We start from the raw sequence: 14,948 nt of genomic DNA, 5'->3' as shown, positions 1-14,948 counted from the left end.
TTGCGGCCGTTCTAGGTAAAGAGTTGGTAATGCGTCGCATTATCTGCTTCACCAGAAAACCGGGCAAAGCGGGTCGGCGGGCGTGCCGCTGGAGGGGCCAAGAACCCTGCTCACCGGGGATTCGTCGGATCGTGGAATCGGAGCGGGGAAGGGGTGCGGGATCCCGTCCCGCGGTCAACTCGCGTTGACCGGCTTCCCTCGCGCGAAGGAGCGTGCGCTACGGCTCGGTGACGATACGGACCGACGCCGCGCCCGCCGCCCCGCCGGCGCCCTCGACCTCCCGCCAGCCGTCCGCCGAGTCCTCCGACCGCCACTCGCGGCCGGCGAAGGACACCTGCGCGATACGCAGCCGCGGCGCCTGCGCCACCGCCCAGTGCGCCAGCTCCCAGCCGCGGCCGGTCGCGTCCGCGCTGCCGCCCGCGATGCCGCCGCCGTCCGCGGCCGTCGGCAGCACGAGCACCTGCCCGCCGTCGCCCCGGCTCCCGCCCGCGGTCCCGCCGCCGGACGAGCCGGACCCGCCGGTCTCGGGCTCCGGCAGCACGTCGGCGCCGAACTCCCGCCTCAGCTCCCTGCGCAGCAGCGCGGGGTCGCCGGGGCGGCTGCCGCCCATCGCCGTCGTACAGGTGAAGGCGCCACCCTCGCGGCCCGTCAGCGCGGCGGACAGCCGGGCGGCGGCGGGCTCGTGCTTCGCGTACGCCTGCGGGAAGCCGCTGCGCTGGACGCGCTGGGCGGCCTCGGTGAGGGGGAGCCGCGAGTAGCCGGGGATCTCCGCCAGGTGCTCGTAGAACTCGCCGCTGGCGTACACCGGGTCGAGGATCTGCTCCTCCGTGCCCCAGCCCTGGGACGGGCGTTGCTGGAACAGCCCGAGCGAATCGCGGTCGCCGTACTCGATGTTGCGCAGCCCGGACTCCTGCATGGCGGTGGCCAGCGCGATGGTCACGGCGCGCTCGGGGAGCCGGCGGGAGGACGCCACGGCGCTTATCGTCGCGGCGTTGGCGGCCTGTTCGGGATCCAGCTCGTACGGCTCGTCCTCGTCCCTGGTGCGCACCTCGCAGCGCGGCGCGGGCCCGCCGCCGGTGTTGAGGTGGACCAGCAGGTACGCGCCCACGCCGCCGAGCACCGCTAACGCGACGAGCGTGCGGAGGAGGCGGCGGCGGAAGACGTCGGAGGCGGGCACGCGCCCACCGTAGCGTTCGCGGCGGACAGCCGCGGACGAGGGAGCGGACGAGGGAGCGGACCGGGCGGGGCCCGTACGGCACGGGGCCCAGAGGGCGCGGGAGCGTGCGGCGCCGCGCCGTAGGGTCGACGGCATGGACTTGATGCTCGATGCCGCACGGCTCACCGCCCAGCTCGTCGACACGGCCTCCGTCAGCGGCGCGGAGAAGCCCCTCGCGGACGCGGTCGAGGCCGCGCTGCGGCGGCTCGCGCACCTGGAGGTGGACCGCGACGGCGACGCCGTCGTCGCCCGGACCCGGCTGGGGCGCGCCGAGCGCGTGGTGCTCGCCGGGCACATCGACACCGTGCCCCTCGCCGACAACGTGCCCTCCCGCCTCGACGGCACGTACGAGGACGGCGTCCTCTGGGGCTGCGGCACCTCCGACATGAAGGCCGGCGTCGCCGTCCAACTGCGCATCGCCGCCACCGTGCCCGCCCCCAACCGCGACCTCACCTTCGTCTTCTACGACAACGAGGAGGTCGACGCCTCCCGCAACGGCCTGCGCCGCCTCGCCGAGCGCCACCCCGACTGGCTCGCCGGCGACTTCGCCGTGCTGCTGGAGCCGTCCGACGGCGAGATCGAGGGGGGCTGCCAGGGCACGCTCCGCGTCGTTCTCCGTACTGAGGGCGAACGCGCCCACTCCGCGCGCGGCTGGCTCGGCGCCAACGCCATCCACGCCGCCGCCCCCGCGCTGGCCCGGCTCGCGGCGTACGAACCGCGGCACGCCGTCATCGACGGCCTGGAGTACCGCGAGGGCCTCAACGCCGTCCGCGTCTCCGGTGGCGTCGCGGGCAACGTCGTGCCGGACGTCTGCGAGGTCACCGTCAACTTCCGCTACGCCCCGGACCGCTCCGAGGACGACGCGATCACCTTCGTACGCGCGTACTTCGACGGCTGCGGCGTCGCGGAGATCACCGTCGAGGACAGCTCCCCGGGCGCCCTGCCCGGCCTCGCCCACCCCGCCGCCGCCGCGTTCACCGCCGCCGTCGGCGGCACCCCGCGGCCGAAGTACGGCTGGACGGACGTCGCCCGCTTCACGGCCCTCGGCGTGCCCGCGGTGAACTACGGACCGGGCGACCCGAACCTCGCGCACAAGCGCGACGAGCACGTGCACACGGCCCGTATCCACCACTGCGAGGAACGGCTGCGCGCCTGGCTCACCGGGTGAGCGGCAGGGCCGTCACCGGCTGTTCCGCCGTGGTTTCTGCCGGGGTTCACGTGGCTTCGGGCGGCTTCGCCTAGCCTTGGCCGGGAGATCGCCGTACGAGGAAGGGAGCGCGTGTGGGCAACCGGGACGACTTCAGGGAGCAGCGGCTCGGCCCCGTCCTCCGCCGCCGCAGCCGCATCCAGCGCGGGACGATGGACCAGCACCTGCTCGACACCCGGGAGCGCGCTGCCGAGTACGTGCACGAGGACCCGTGGCGGGTGCTGCGGATGCAGGCGGAGTTCGTCGAGGGGTTCGGCGCGCTCGCCGAGGTGGGGCCGGCGATCAGCGTCTTCGGCTCGGCGCGTACGGCGCCGGACGGCGAGGAGTACGCGCGCGGGGTCGCGATCGGCAAGGGGCTGGTGGAGGCCGGCTTCGGGGTGATCACCGGCGGCGGGCCCGGGGTGATGGAGGCGGCGAACAAGGGCGCGCTGGAGGCCGGCGGGCTGTCCGTCGGGCTGGGCATCGAGCTGCCCTTCGAGCAGGGGCTCAACAGGTACGTCGACCTGGGCGTGAACTTCCGTTACTTCTTCGTGCGCAAGACCTGTTTCGTGAAGTACTCCCAGGGGTTCGTGGTGCTCCCCGGCGGCTTCGGCACGATGGACGAGCTGTTCGAGGCGCTGACCCTGGTGCAGACGAAGAAGGTGACGCGGTTCCCGATCGTCCTCTTCGGCAGCGAGTACTGGGGCGGGCTCGTCGACTGGCTGCGCAAGACCGTCGTCGACGGGGGCAAGGCGGCGGAGCGGGACCTCGACCTGTTCCACATCACGGACGAGGTGGCCGAGGCCGTGGAACTGGTCACGAAGGAGACGCCCTAGAGGTACACCCGGCGTCGTACGGAGGCGCTAGGCGAGGCCGCGGCGCGCGACCGCGGGCGGGCGGTGGCCCGCGATGGCGGCCACCATGTCCAGCACCTGCCGGGTCTCGGCCACCTCGTGCACCCGGTACACCTGCGCCCCCAGCCACGCCGAGACCGCCGTGGTGGCGAGCGTGCCGACCAGCCGCTCCTTGACCGGCTTGTCCAGCGTCTCGCCGACGAAGTCCTTGTTCGACAGCGAGACGAGCACCGGCCAGCCCGCCGCGGTCATCTCCCCGAGCCGGCGGGTGGCCTCCAGCGAGTGCCGGGTGCTCTTGCCGAAGTCGTGCCCCGGGTCGATCAGGATCCCGTCGCGGCGTACGCCCAGCTCCACGGCCCGCTCCGCCAGTCCGAGGGTGACCCGCAGGATGTCGGCCATCACGTCCTCGTACGCGATGCGGTGCGGTCGCGTGCGCGGCTGCACGCCGCCCGCGTGGGTGCACACGAGCCCCGCGCCGTGCCGGGCGGCGACCTCGGGGAGCTGCGGGTCGACGCCGCCCCAGGCGTCGTTCAGCAGGTCCGCGCCGGCCGCGCAGGCGGCCTCGGCGACCTCGTGGCGCCAGGTGTCGACGCTGATCACGACGTCCGGGTGGCGGCGGCGTACCTCGGCGATGAAGCCCGCCGTGCGGTGCACCTCCTCCGCGGCCGACACCTCGTCGCCGGGTCCGGCCTTCACCCCGCCGACGTCGATGATCGCCGCGCCCTCGGCGACGGCCTGCTCGACGCGGGTGAGCGCGGGCTCGTCGCGGAAGGTGGCGCCCTGGTCGTAGAAGGAGTCCGGGGTCCTGTTGACGATCGCCATGATCACCGGCTCGTGCGCGGCGAAAGCGCGCGACCCCAGTCGCAGCATGCTGCCTCCTCTGACGCCCTCCGGGACGGCGGTCCCGGGCTCCTCCAGCGACCTTAGCCCGGGGGCGCGGCACGGGCGCGCCGCGCTGGGCCCGGTGTCCGCGAGGCGGGCCCTGGGGGCTGTCACACGCCCCGGCTATGGTGGGGCGCAGCCACCCGGCGTACCGGGCGCGGCCTTGCGGCGCCCCGGCTGTCCACGGGGAGACATCGTGTTCTGGTTCATGCTCATCGCCATGGTCGCGGTCGTCGCCGCGGTCACCCTCGTGCTGGCGGGGAACGGCGAGGAGGAACTGACCGAGCCGCAGCCCGACCGGTTCCACGACCCGCTGCCCGCCGACCGCCCGATCGGCCGCGCCGACATCGACGGCCTGCGGCTGCCGGTCGCGCTGCGCGGATACCGCATGGAGGACGTGGACGACGCGCTGGACCGCGTCGCCGCGGAGCTGGCCGAGCGCGACGCGCGCATCGCGGAGCTGGAGGCGGCGCTGGCGGGTGCGCACGCGGCGGCGTACCGCGGGGGGCGGCAGGGCGTGTCGGAGTACCAGGAATACCAGGAGTACGAGGACGCGCCGCCCGGTCCCGCGGACTACCGGGGGCCGGGCTTCGGGGGCGGGCAGGACCTGGGCGGCCGGAGCAACGGCGGTACGGACCTGGGCGGCACGGGCTTGGGCGGCAGGGAACTGGGCGGCATGGACTTGGGCGGCGGGGACCGCGGAGGCAGGGACCTGGGCGGCGGGGACCTGCGTGGCCCGGGGCTGCGTGGCCCGGAGCTGGGCGGGCTCGACCTCGGCGGGCCTGATCCCGGCGGCCCCGACCTCGGCGGGCCGGACCCGCGCGGCGGTCTGGACGGGCGGGTATGAGCGCCGCGGGCGGGGCCGTGGCCGGGCCCGACGGGCTGCTGCGCTGCCCGTGGGGGCTGTCCGCCGAGGACTACGTCGCGTACCACGACGATGAGTGGGGCCGGCCCGTCCACGGCGACGACGCGCTCTTCGAGCGGCTGTCGCTGGAGGCGTTCCAGTCCGGGCTGTCCTGGCTGACGATCCTGCGCCGCCGCGAGGGCTTCCGGGCCGCCTTCGCCGGCTTCGAGATCGCCGCGGTGGCGAAGTTCGGCCCCGAGGACGAGCAGCGGCTGCTTGCCGACCCCGGCATCATCCGCAACCGGCTGAAGGTGCGGGCCACGCTCGCCAACGCCGGCACGCTCGCCACCTGGGACCCGGGCGAGCTGGACGCCCTGATCTGGTCGTACGCCCCGGACCCTGCCGGCCGCCCGGCGCCGCGCACGCTCGCGGACGTGCCGGCCGTGACGCCGGAGTCCACGGCGCTGGCCAAGGAGCTGAAGCGGCGCGGCGTGCGGTTCGTCGGGCCGACGACGGCGTACGCGCTGATGCAGGCGTGCGGCCTGGTCGACGACCACCTCGCGGACTGCCACGCGCGGTAACCCTGCGGGCCGCACGCCGGGCTCCTCCGCAGGTGCCGCGCCTCCGCTCGGCGCGAGGCCGCGGGCCCGCCCCAGCGGTTTCTCGATGGCGGGTCCGGACCGGCTGGGTGCTCGCGCGGGGGCCGCGATACGGCCACGCATTGCCCGCGCACCGCATGTGAGCGGCGCGCGGCTCGGTCCCGGTGCCGTGCGCCGCGGGCGCCGCGGGCGGGTCGGTGCCGGGTGTCGAGTCCGTGTCGGCTGCGGGCGGCGTCGGGGCGCGGCGCTCTCTCCGCCCTCCGGCGGGGGCGTGGGCGGCGAGTCCGCGGTGCGCGCTCGTGTCGTTCGCCCCCGGCGCCGGGGCGCCGGCCCCGGCCGGCGCGGGCCCGGTCCCGGCGCGGGTCCCGGCGGGGGCGGGTGGGGCGTCGGCGGTCGTGCACGTCTCGTACGCGGTCGATGCCGGGGTGTCGGGTTCGCGCCGGTCGCGGGCGGCGTCGGGGCGCGGCGGCCTATCCGCCCTCGGGCGGGGGCGCGGGCGGCGAGTCCGCGGTGCGCGCTCGTGTCGTTCGCCCCCTGGCGCCCGGGGCGCCGGCCCCGGCCGGCGCGGGCCCGGTCCCGGCGTCGCCCGCCCGGCGAGGGCACCGTCCCGGCGTCGCCCGCCCGGCGAGGGCACCGTCCCGGCGTCGCCCGCCCGGCGAGGGCTTAGCGGCCCGTGAAGCGCGGCTCCTCCTTCGCCACGAACGCCTCCACCGCGATCCTGTGGTCCTCCGACGCCCCCGCCCGGGACTGCAGTTCGGCCTCCTTCGCCAGCGTCTCCGCCAGCCCGTGCCCGGCGCCGTACGCCAGCGACTCCTTGATCGCCGCGTACGCGCCCGTCGGCCCCGCCGCGAGCCTGCGGGCCACCGCCGCCGCCTCGGCGGCCAGGTCTGCCGCCGGTACGACGACGTTCGCGATGCCCAGCGCCAGCGCCTCGTCCGCGCCGATCCGGCGCGGGAAGAGCAGCAGATCGGCGGCGCGGCCGTGGCCGACGAGGCGGGGGAGGGTCCAGGAGACGCCGGAGTCCGCGGTCAGCGCGACGCCGGCGAAGGAGGTGTTGAACGACGCGCTGTCGGCCACCACCCGGTAGTCGGCGGCGAAGGCGAACCCCGCGCCGGCTCCGGCGGCGACCCCGTTCACGCCCGCGACCACCGGCTTCGGCATCCCGGCGAGGGTGGCGGCGATGGGGTTGTAGTGCTCCGCGACGGTGTCCATCGCGTGGTCCGTACGCCGCGCGGCCCGGGCCGCCGCGAGGGTGCCGATGTGCTCCTTGAGGTCCTGCCCCACGCAGAACGCCCGCCCGGCGCCGGTGAGCAGTACGGCCCGTACGGCGTCGTCCTCCGCGGCCCGCCGCAGCGTGTCGCGGAGGGCGGCCTTGGTCCCGGTGTCGAGGGCGTTCATCGCGTCCGGGCGGTTGAGGGTGACGGTCGCGAGCCCGTCGGCGACCTCGTACAGCACGGTGTCCGCCATGTTCGTCCCTTCGCTACGCCCCTTCGGCCACCGGGGCTGTGCCGCGTCTCGTCCGGTGCCGTCAGCATGGCGGAGATCCACGCTCCGCGACATGTGACGTGCGTCAAATCGAAACGCGGCACGCCTTGGCCGGGAAGGGCGCAGTATCGCATCCCTCTGGCGGGAATTGGGAGGTTTTGGGGTCGGACGTCGTCGAGAGTATGCGGACCGATGTTGGTCATCAGGACCGGCAATGCGGGATAATGGGCAAGAAGCACTGTGTTCGATGCCGGTGTCGACGAGCCTGTCCACGGGCCGTCGAGAGCTTCTCAACGAAGAGCTGGTTTCAGGAAGGGGAACGAGCATGGCGGCCATGAAGCCGCGGACGGGTGACGGCCCGCTCGAGGTGACCAAGGAGGGGCGGGGCATCGTCATGCGCGTTCCGCTCGAAGGCGGCGGGCGGCTCGTCGTCGAGCTGACCCCCGATGAAGCCGACGCGCTCGGCGACGCCCTGAAGAAGGTCGTCAGCTAGTCGGACCGAGGTCCGGAAGAACCCTGTATGCGCCCCGGCCACGCGGTGGCCGGGGCGGATCGTCCTCCGGCCCGCCGCCGTGCCCCTGCCGCGCCTCCGCCGCGCCCCTGCCGCGCCCCCGGCGCGCCCCCGTCACGCTTCGTCACGCCTCGCGCTTGACGGCGCACAGCAGCCCGTCCCCCACCGGCAGCAGCGCGGGCATCAGCTCCGGGCTCTCCTTCACCGAACGCAGCAGCTCGCGCAGTTTCTGCACCTCGTCGGGCTGCGCCGCCGAATCCACCGTGCGGCCGTCGGCGAAGACCCCCTCGAAGCACACGACGCCCCCGGGGCGCAGCAGGCGCAACGATTCGCCCAGGTACTCCAGGCACTCCAACGGGTCGCCGTCGCAGAAGACCATGTCGTACGAGCCGTCCGCCAGCCGCGGCAGCACGTCCAGCGCCCGGCCGACGATGATCCGCGCCCGGTTCGCGGCGAACCCCGCCGCCCGGAACGCCTGACGGGCGAACTGCTGCCGCTCCGGCTCCGGGTCCACGGTGGTCAGCACCCCGCCCGGACGCATGCCCTGCAGCAGGTGGATGCCGGAGACCCCGGTGCCGGTGCCGATCTCGACCACCGCCTTCGCGCCCGCCGTCGCCGCCAGCAGCCGCAGCGCGGCCCCGGCGCCCGCGGACACCTGGCGCAGCCCCGCCTCCAGCGCCCGCTGCCGGGCCCAGTGCAGCGCCGCCGTCGCCGAGCCCTGGGCACGCGTCGGCCCCGCCGGGTCGCCCGGGGGCACCCCGCCCCGGCCGCTGTCGGCGTCCGCGGCACCGTCCGTGCCGTACGCCTCCGCGAACGACCAGCTCGCCAGCCGGTTGCCGGTAATCGCCTTCTCCTGTTCCCCGTTGGCACCTGCACCTGCATCCGTCGCAAGCGTGACTGTATCCGCTGCGTCTGGGAACCTCCTGGCCGGACCGTGCGTTGGGGGAGACGGAAGTGATACGGACGAGGTAAGGATGCCGGCGGGGACGGTTCCGCTGAATGCGGGAAAATACCGGTCGGAAGAGCTTATCCGGAGCTAACGGGCGAGGTGGATATGGTAGGGGGCCTACTGGACACCACCAGAGCCACCAGGGGAGGTGCGGCCGCGTCCGGCGACCAGGGCGCCCTGCGGCGATTCCGCCGGGGGTCCCGAGCACCGGATGAGCCGAAATCCGTGACCGACAATGCTGATGACCGCAGCCACGCCACCGACACCGTGACCGTTGCCGGATTCTCCACGTTCCCGGCAGACGACGCGTCGTCCAAGGGGTGGACTCCGCCTTCCTGGGAGGAGATCGTCAGCACCCACAGCGGTCGCGTCTACCGTCTCGCCTATCGCCTCACCGGGAACCGGCACGACGCCGAGGACCTCACGCAGGAGGTCTTCATCCGCGTCTTCCGGTCGCTGTCGACGTACACCCCGGGGACCTTCGAGGGCTGGCTGCACCGCATCACCACAAATCTCTTCCTCGACCAGGTGCGGCGCAAGCAGCGCATCCGGTTCGACGCGCTCGGTGACGACGCCGCCGAGCGGCTGCCGAGCCGCGAGCCGTCGCCGCAGCAGCACTTCAACGACACGCACTTCGACGCCGACGTCCAGCACGCGCTGGACACCCTCGCGCCCGAGTTCCGGGCCGCGGTCGTGCTGTGCGACATCGAGGGCCTGTCGTACGAGGAGATCGCCGCCACCCTGGGCGTCAAGCTGGGCACGGTCCGCAGCCGGATCCACCGCGGCCGTTCCCACCTGCGCAAGGCGCTCAAGCACCGCTCCCCGGAGGCGCGGGCCGAGCAGCGCTCGCTCGCCGGGGCGGGGCAGGGCGCCTACGGCTCGGACGAGGAGGGCGGAACGCTGTGAGCAGCGTGGGCGGGCTGTCGCCCGCCGAGCAGCACCTGGGCGAAGCGCTGGCGGCGCTGGTCGACGGGGAGCTGCCCCACGACGCGCGCGATCGCGTGCTGGCGCACCTGGCGACGTGTCCGCGGTGCAAGGCAGAGGCCGACGAGCAGCGTCGGCTCAAAAGCGTGTTCTCCGCCGCCGCGCCGCCGCCGCCCTCGGACGGGCTGCTGGCCCGCCTGGAGAACCTGCCCGGTGTCGACCTCGACGACGCCGCCCGCCGCTCGCCCTTCGCGGGCGGCGGCGCCGGCGGTACGCGTACGGGCGGCCGGGCCGGCGGCTTGGGCGGCCGGCGCGACGCCGGGTCGCGGCCCGGAATCGGACTGAGGCCGGCGGCTGCGGCTGCCGGCACCGGTGCCGGTGCTCGCGGGCGGCCGGGCGGCAGCGTGCTCGACGGCGGCCTGCTGGACGGTGGCGGTGCGCTCGACGGTGGCGGTGCCCTTGACGGTGGCGGTGCGCTGGACGGCGGTGTGCTCGACACCGGCCCGGGGTTCCCGATCCACGAGGTCGACCGGCCCGCCGCCCGCGGGCGGCGCTTCGCGTTCGCCGCCGCCGGCGCGGTCTCCTTCGCCGCCCTGGCCCTCGGCGGCGCGCTCCCCATCGAGGCGGCCATCGACCCCGCCGGCTCCCCGGCGGTCACCCCCGGCGACCGCGGGGTGCCCGCGCGCTACTCGTACGACCCCCGGCTCTCCACCTCCGGCGGCGCACAGGACGCCGGCGAGGTGCAGCCGTTCTCCACGCAGAGCGGCTCGCTGCAGATGGCCGCCTCCGCGACGGCGGCGACGACCGCGACGCCGCAGCCGCCGCTGCTGTCGGTGGTCGCCGTCACGAACCCCCCGGCAGCCGAGCCGTCCGCGCCCTCCGCGCCGCAGACGGCACTGAGCGGGATGAATACCCCACCCCCGCGGTGACGGCCCACGGGGACCGGCGACCGTCGGCCCCTGGGCGATGCGCCGGACCGCATGCACCTGATTGAATCGCAAGGGCCTGCCCGGCGGGTGAGCAACAACTGCGGGCCGCGACGGTTCGCGCCCAGTCGCATGCGGAACGTGTGGGGAGAACATGGACCAGGGGAAGCCGAGTTGGTGGAGGCAGGAGCCCGGCGAGCCTCCGCGCGAGGCCGAGTCGGACACCGCCGGACCGCCCACCGACTCCGACACCTCCGCGCAGCAGGCCGCCTCGGCGGCCCCGCCGGAGGACGCGGGTCCGCCACCGGGGTACGACCCGGAGGTGGACCAGCTGCGCCGCGTACGGCAGGCGCTGCGGGAATGGCGCGACGGAGAGGACGAGTACCACAGGAGCCGGAGCCGGTCGGCGTCGTCCCCTGCGGTGTCCCCTGCGGGGGGCGCGGCGGAGAACGGTGCGGCGGAGAACGGCGTACGGGAGCGGGGCCTGTCGGAGGATGCTCCGGAGGGCCCTGGTGCGGATGCCGTGTCCGGTACGGAGCAGGCCGCGGACGCCGGTGCGCCGAGTCCGGCGCCTGCCGCGCGGAGTGCGGAGGCGGGCGCGCCGGCCGTGGCGGCCGGGGCACCGGGCGCCGACGCTTCCGCGGGGCGGGGTGCGGACCCGGCCGCGGGCGCGGCGACGTCGGCACAGGCGGCACAGGCGGAGAGCGGCGGGTCGGGCACGGTCGCGGAGGCCGCTCCGGACGCCGCGGGTGCGGGTGCGCTGCCGACGCGGGCCACGGGCGCCGAGACGCCGGGCCCGGGCCCGGCGGTGGGCGCCGGTGCCCCCGCGGCGCGGTCTCCGGAGTCCGGCTGGTCGGACTCGGACGCGGGCGTGCCCGCGCCGCGGGCCGGGGCCGCGTCGGCGGAGGCGCCGGGCACGGCTGAGGACGTGGACGGTTCCTCGGCGCCGGCCCGGGACGGCACCGCCGCGGCTGCGGCCGGCGCAGGCACGGGTGCGGATGCGGGTGCGGGGGGTGCGGACGTACGGCCCTGGGAGGTCGGCGTGCGGCCGTACCCGGGTGCCGAGGAGGCCGGGGCCGGTGGCTCGTCGGGCGGCAGGGACATACCCGCCGCGGTGTCCGCCGTCGCGGGCGCCCGCGCCGGCCGGGCCGCCCTGCCGCCACGCGACACACAGGACACCGCCCCCGAGCCCCCGGCAGCGCCCCCAGGCGCCCCGCAGGACGCCGCAGGCCCCGAGCACCCGCACGCCCCCGCGCCCGACGCCCGTACGGCCGCCTCAGGCCCGCCAGAGCCCGCGGCGCCGCCGAACGCCGCCCCGGCGGCCGGGCCACAACGAGACGTCGCCGGGCAGGCCGGACCGGCCGGGCCCGACGCTGCCGCGCCGGGCGCGGACTTGGCGGGTTCGGGCGATTACGGGTCTGTGCCCGGGCAGGGCCCGCGGGATGCCGCTGGGGCTACGCAGTCACTCCGGTCCGGCGGCGAGAAGCCCGGCCAGAGGGCCGACGCAACCGCGCCGGGTACGGACTCTGCCGGTTCGGGCGGTCATGGTGCAGCGCGCGGGCAGGACCCGCGGGCCGGCGCCTCCGCCCCCGGGGCGGACGGCCAAGGGGGGTCGGGCGCATCGGGCAGCCGCGGTGCCGTGCCCGGGCAGGGCCCGCGGGATGCCGCTGAAGCCGCGCAGTCGCGCCAGGACAGTGGCGAGGAGGCCCGCCGGAGGGCCGACGCCGCCGCGTCGGGTGCGGGCGGCCGAGGGTGGCCCGGCACTTCGGGCGGTGACGACGCTGTGCCCGGGCAGGGCCCGCGGGATGCCGCCGACGTCGCGCGGTCGAGCCAGGATCGCGGCGCGGAGGCCGGCCGGCAGGCTGGCGCCTCGGATACGGCTCGCGGCGAAGCGGACGGCCCGCAGTCCGACGCCGTCACGCCGAAGTCGGACGCCACCGCGCAGTCCGGCCGCGCGGCCGGGTTCGGCGCTGCGCCTTCGGACGAGCCTCACCACCGTCCCGACGCGAACGCGCCGGGGTCTGACACCGCTCACGCGGACCGTGCCGGATCCGGGCCGGCGACCGGGGTTCCCGTCGAGGACGACGACACCACGCAGCTCGCCGTCATCTCCGACGCCGACCCGCCGCCCGCCGGCGGCGTTCCGGGCCCGCGGCGGCCTGCGCCCGGTGACACCCGCCACCCGGGCCCCGGCCCGCAGGCGGGCCACACCGGTGCTCCCGGCCCGCACGGGCCCGGGGGCCAGAACCCGGCACACAGCGCACCCGTACCCGCCGCCGGCGGAGTGCCGGGGGCGCCCGGCGGCGTACCCGCGCCGGGGGCGCCGGGGGCCGACGGTCCCGGGCGTACCGCCCACGGGCACCCGCCCGCCGCGCACGGCGGACACGCGCCGCCGCCCGCCCACGGCGCGACCCCGCACGTCGGCGGGCCCGACGCCCCCGCGCCCGGCTCGTACACCCCCGCGCCCACAACCCCCGGCCCCTACGGACACCCGCAGGGCACCGCACAGGGCACCCCGCAGGGGCCCGCGCAGGGGGCCTCGTGGCAGCGCTACGACCCCTGGGCCCCGGCGCACACCGCGCACGCCGCCAGCGCGCCCGAGCGGCGCAGGGGGCGGTGGGCCACCCTCGTCGGCGCACTCATCATCGCGCTCGTCGCCGGGGGCATCGGCGGCGCCATCGGCGGCTACATCGAGCGCAACGGCACCTCCGGGCAGGTCGAGTTGGACCAGTCCGCCGCCGACGACGACGGCAAGCGCCCGCCCGGCAGCGTCGCCGGGATCGCCCGGTCCGCGCTGCCCGGGGTCGTGACGCTGCGCGTCAGCGGCGTCGCCGAGCAGAGCACCGGCACCGGCTTCGTCCTCGACAAGCGCGGGCACATCCTCACCAACAACCACGTCGTGCAGCCCGCCGAGGACGGCGGCGACATAACGGTGACGTTCAGCGGCGGCGAGTCCCAGACCGCCGAAGTCGTCGGCGGCGACGCCGGCTACGACCTCGCCGTCGTCCGCGTCAAGGGTGTTTCCGGGCTGAAGCCGCTGCCGCTCGGCAACTCCCGTTCCGTCGCCGTCGGCGACCCCGTCGTCGCCATCGGCGCCCCGTACGACCTGCCCAACACCGTCACCTCCGGGATCATCAGCGCCAAGGAGCGCCCCATCACCGCCGGCGGTGAACAGGGCGACGGCAGCGACATCTCGTACGTCAACGCCCTGCAGACCGACGCCCCGATCAACCCCGGCAACTCCGGCGGCCCGCTCCTCGATTCCGAAGGGCGCGTTATCGGCATCAACAGCGCCATCCGGGGCGCCGACAACGGCAGCGGCGAACCGCAGACCGAGCAGGGCGGCAGCATCGGCCTCGGCTTCGCCATACCGGTGAACAAGGGCGCGGAGGTCGCCGAGGAGCTGATCAACACCGGCAAGGCGACGCACCCCGTCATCGGCGTGACGCTCAACATGCAGTACACCGGCGACGGCGCGCAGGTCGGCACCTCCGCGGAGGAGGGCGGGACCGAGCCCGTCACCCCGGGCGGCCCCGCCGACAGCGCGGGCATCGAGCCCGGGGACGTCATCACCGGGGTCGACGGCGACGCGGTGCACAACGGCGAGGAGTTGATCGTCAAGATCCGCAGCCGCAGCCCCGGCGACGAGCTGAGCCTGACCGTCGAGCGCGACGGCGAGGAGCTGACCGTCGACCTCACCCTCGGCGAGGGCGAGGCCACCGACTGAACCGGCGCCCGGCGCCACCGAACAACGCCAAAAAATGCCAAAAGCAGCCAAGCGTCACCAAACACCGCACCGGCCGCGGACGGACCACTCCACCGCGGCCGATGCGGTACTCCCGGTGAGGCGGGGTCGCCAGGTACCGTGAGAGTCGCCCGGACCTGCCGGCAGCAGGCCGACGGACAGGACAGCAAGGAGTGCCAGGTGTTCTTCGACATAGGACCCCTTGAGCTGATCGCTCTCATCATCCTGGCCACGATCGTCTTCGGCCCCGACAAGCTGCCCAAGGTCATCCAGGACACGATGCGGTTCATCCGCAAGGTCCGGGAGTTCTCCGACAGCGCCAAGGAGGACATCCGCAAGGAGCTGGGCCCGGAGTTCAAGGACTTCGAGTTCGAGGACCTGAACCCGAAGAACTTCGCCAAGAAGCATCTGCTCGACACCGACGACCTGGGTCTGAAGGAGATCCGCAACGGCTTCGACCTCAAGAAGGAGGTCGCCGAGATCGGTGAGGCCGCGCGCACGGTGGGGGACATCGAGGACGACGGTGCCGCGAGCGACAAGCGCATGAGCCTGACGAAGGACAGCAGCAGCGGCAGCAACGGCAGCAACGGCAAGAGTGACGCCGCAGGTGAGGCCAGGGGCACGGCCACCGCCGAGCGCCCCCCGTACGACTCGGACGCCACCTGATCGGCTCACATATCAGACCAGCTGCCTGTCCTAGCGTATGCAGGTGGATATCCTCCGGTGTGTCTGGGTGAGCGCCCGGCATGCGGTGTGCCAGGCGGGGCGTGCGCCCCGCGGGGGGCGACCGCCGAATACAGAGCCAGGCCACGAGGAGGCACCACGCT

General features: G+C 75.4%; 13 protein-coding genes. 9 read left to right on the top strand and 4 right to left on the bottom strand.

Annotation, left to right across the window (positions count from 1 at the left end; all coding sequences use genetic code 11):
- Positions 1-217 precede the first annotated feature (217 nt).
- A complete protein-coding gene (locus T328_RS09725) occupies positions 218-1,177 on the bottom strand; it encodes a VldE C-terminal domain-containing protein (RefSeq protein ID WP_496495531.1) in 960 nt (319 codons plus the stop codon).
- Positions 1,178-1,310: 133 nt separating this feature from the next.
- Between T328_RS09725 and dapE the strand changes: the two genes are divergently transcribed.
- Positions 1,311-2,384 (top strand): succinyl-diaminopimelate desuccinylase, encoded by a 1,074-nt coding sequence (gene dapE / locus T328_RS09720; RefSeq protein WP_496495530.1) that lies wholly within the window; start codon positions 1,311-1,313, stop codon positions 2,382-2,384.
- Between the two features lie 113 nt (positions 2,385-2,497).
- A complete protein-coding gene (locus T328_RS09715) occupies positions 2,498-3,238 on the top strand; it encodes an LOG family protein (RefSeq protein ID WP_496495529.1) in 741 nt (246 codons plus the stop codon).
- 27 nt (positions 3,239-3,265) lie between these two features.
- Here T328_RS09715 and folP read toward each other — a convergent pair whose 3' ends face one another.
- A complete protein-coding gene (gene folP, locus T328_RS09710; protein ID WP_496495528.1) occupies positions 3,266-4,126 on the bottom strand; it encodes a dihydropteroate synthase in 861 nt (286 codons plus the stop codon).
- 208 nt (positions 4,127-4,334) lie between these two features.
- Between folP and T328_RS09705 the strand changes: the two genes are divergently transcribed.
- Positions 4,335-4,985: a DivIVA domain-containing protein gene (locus T328_RS09705; protein WP_496495527.1), complete on the top strand. Its 651-nt coding sequence runs from the start codon at positions 4,335-4,337 to the stop codon at positions 4,983-4,985.
- Complete coding sequence (locus T328_RS09700; protein ID WP_496495526.1) at positions 4,982-5,563, top strand: DNA-3-methyladenine glycosylase I; 582 nt, start codon at positions 4,982-4,984, stop codon at positions 5,561-5,563. The genes T328_RS09705 and T328_RS09700 overlap by 4 nt, the downstream gene beginning before the upstream one ends.
- A 681-nt stretch (positions 5,564-6,244) precedes the next feature.
- Here the strand turns inward: T328_RS09700 and chcB are convergent.
- The gene (chcB, locus tag T328_RS09695; protein WP_496495525.1) at positions 6,245-7,048 is read right to left on the bottom strand and encodes a 2-cyclohexenylcarbonyl CoA isomerase; all 804 of its coding nucleotides are present in this window, start codon (positions 7,046-7,048) and stop codon (positions 6,245-6,247) included.
- Positions 7,049-7,391: 343 nt separating this feature from the next.
- On the opposite strand from chcB, the gene T328_RS09690 reads away from it, so the two are divergent.
- Positions 7,392-7,559: a DUF3117 domain-containing protein gene (locus T328_RS09690; protein WP_018834979.1), complete on the top strand. Its 168-nt coding sequence runs from the start codon at positions 7,392-7,394 to the stop codon at positions 7,557-7,559.
- A gap of 142 nt (positions 7,560-7,701) precedes the next feature.
- On the opposite strand, the gene T328_RS09685 is transcribed toward T328_RS09690, so the two are convergent.
- Positions 7,702-8,334, bottom strand: coding sequence for an O-methyltransferase (locus T328_RS09685; RefSeq protein ID WP_496495524.1), 633 nt, complete (start codon positions 8,332-8,334; stop codon positions 7,702-7,704).
- Positions 8,335-8,631: 297 nt separating this feature from the next.
- On the opposite strand from T328_RS09685, the gene sigE reads away from it, so the two are divergent.
- The 4 genes from sigE to T328_RS09665 all read left to right on the top strand — a co-directional run bounded on the left by sigE (position 8,632) and on the right by T328_RS09665 (position 14,787).
- Positions 8,632-9,432, top strand: coding sequence for an RNA polymerase sigma factor SigE (sigE, locus tag T328_RS09680; protein WP_496495752.1), 801 nt, complete (start codon positions 8,632-8,634; stop codon positions 9,430-9,432).
- Entirely contained in the window at positions 9,429-10,379 is a 951-nt protein-coding gene (locus tag T328_RS09675) for an anti-sigma factor family protein (RefSeq protein WP_496495523.1), read from the top strand. The genes sigE and T328_RS09675 overlap by 4 nt, the downstream gene beginning before the upstream one ends.
- 2,104 nt (positions 10,380-12,483) lie before the next feature.
- Positions 12,484-14,103 carry a S1C family serine protease gene (locus tag T328_RS09670; protein ID WP_496495751.1) on the top strand — a complete coding sequence of 540 codons (1,620 nt, stop codon included), beginning with the start codon at positions 12,484-12,486 and terminating at the stop codon, positions 14,101-14,103.
- 198 nt (positions 14,104-14,301) lie between these two features.
- A complete protein-coding gene (locus T328_RS09665; protein WP_496495750.1) occupies positions 14,302-14,787 on the top strand; it encodes a sec-independent translocase in 486 nt (161 codons plus the stop codon).
- Positions 14,788-14,948: the final 161 nt, after the last annotated feature.

Source organism: Streptomyces sp. CNX435, assembly GCF_059570575.1.
Note: the sequence above shows the minus strand (reverse complement) of the source record. Positions and strands in the feature narration are given on the sequence as shown.

Excerpts from the sequence above, each read along its gene's own strand:
- dapE (WP_496495530.1), top strand. The coding sequence starts at position 1,311 with ATGGACTTGATGCTCGATGCCGCACGGCTCACCGCCCAGCTCGTCGAC.
- T328_RS09700 (WP_496495526.1), top strand. The coding sequence starts at position 4,982 with ATGAGCGCCGCGGGCGGGGCCGTGGCCGGGCCCGACGGGCTGCTGCGC.
- folP (WP_496495528.1), bottom strand. The coding sequence starts at position 4,126 with ATGCTGCGACTGGGGTCGCGCGCTTTCGCCGCGCACGAGCCGGTGATC.
- chcB (WP_496495525.1), bottom strand. The coding sequence starts at position 7,048 with ATGGCGGACACCGTGCTGTACGAGGTCGCCGACGGGCTCGCGACCGTC.
- sigE (WP_496495752.1), top strand. The coding sequence starts at position 8,632 with ATGGTAGGGGGCCTACTGGACACCACCAGAGCCACCAGGGGAGGTGCG.
- T328_RS09690 (WP_018834979.1), top strand. The coding sequence starts at position 7,392 with ATGGCGGCCATGAAGCCGCGGACGGGTGACGGCCCGCTCGAGGTGACC.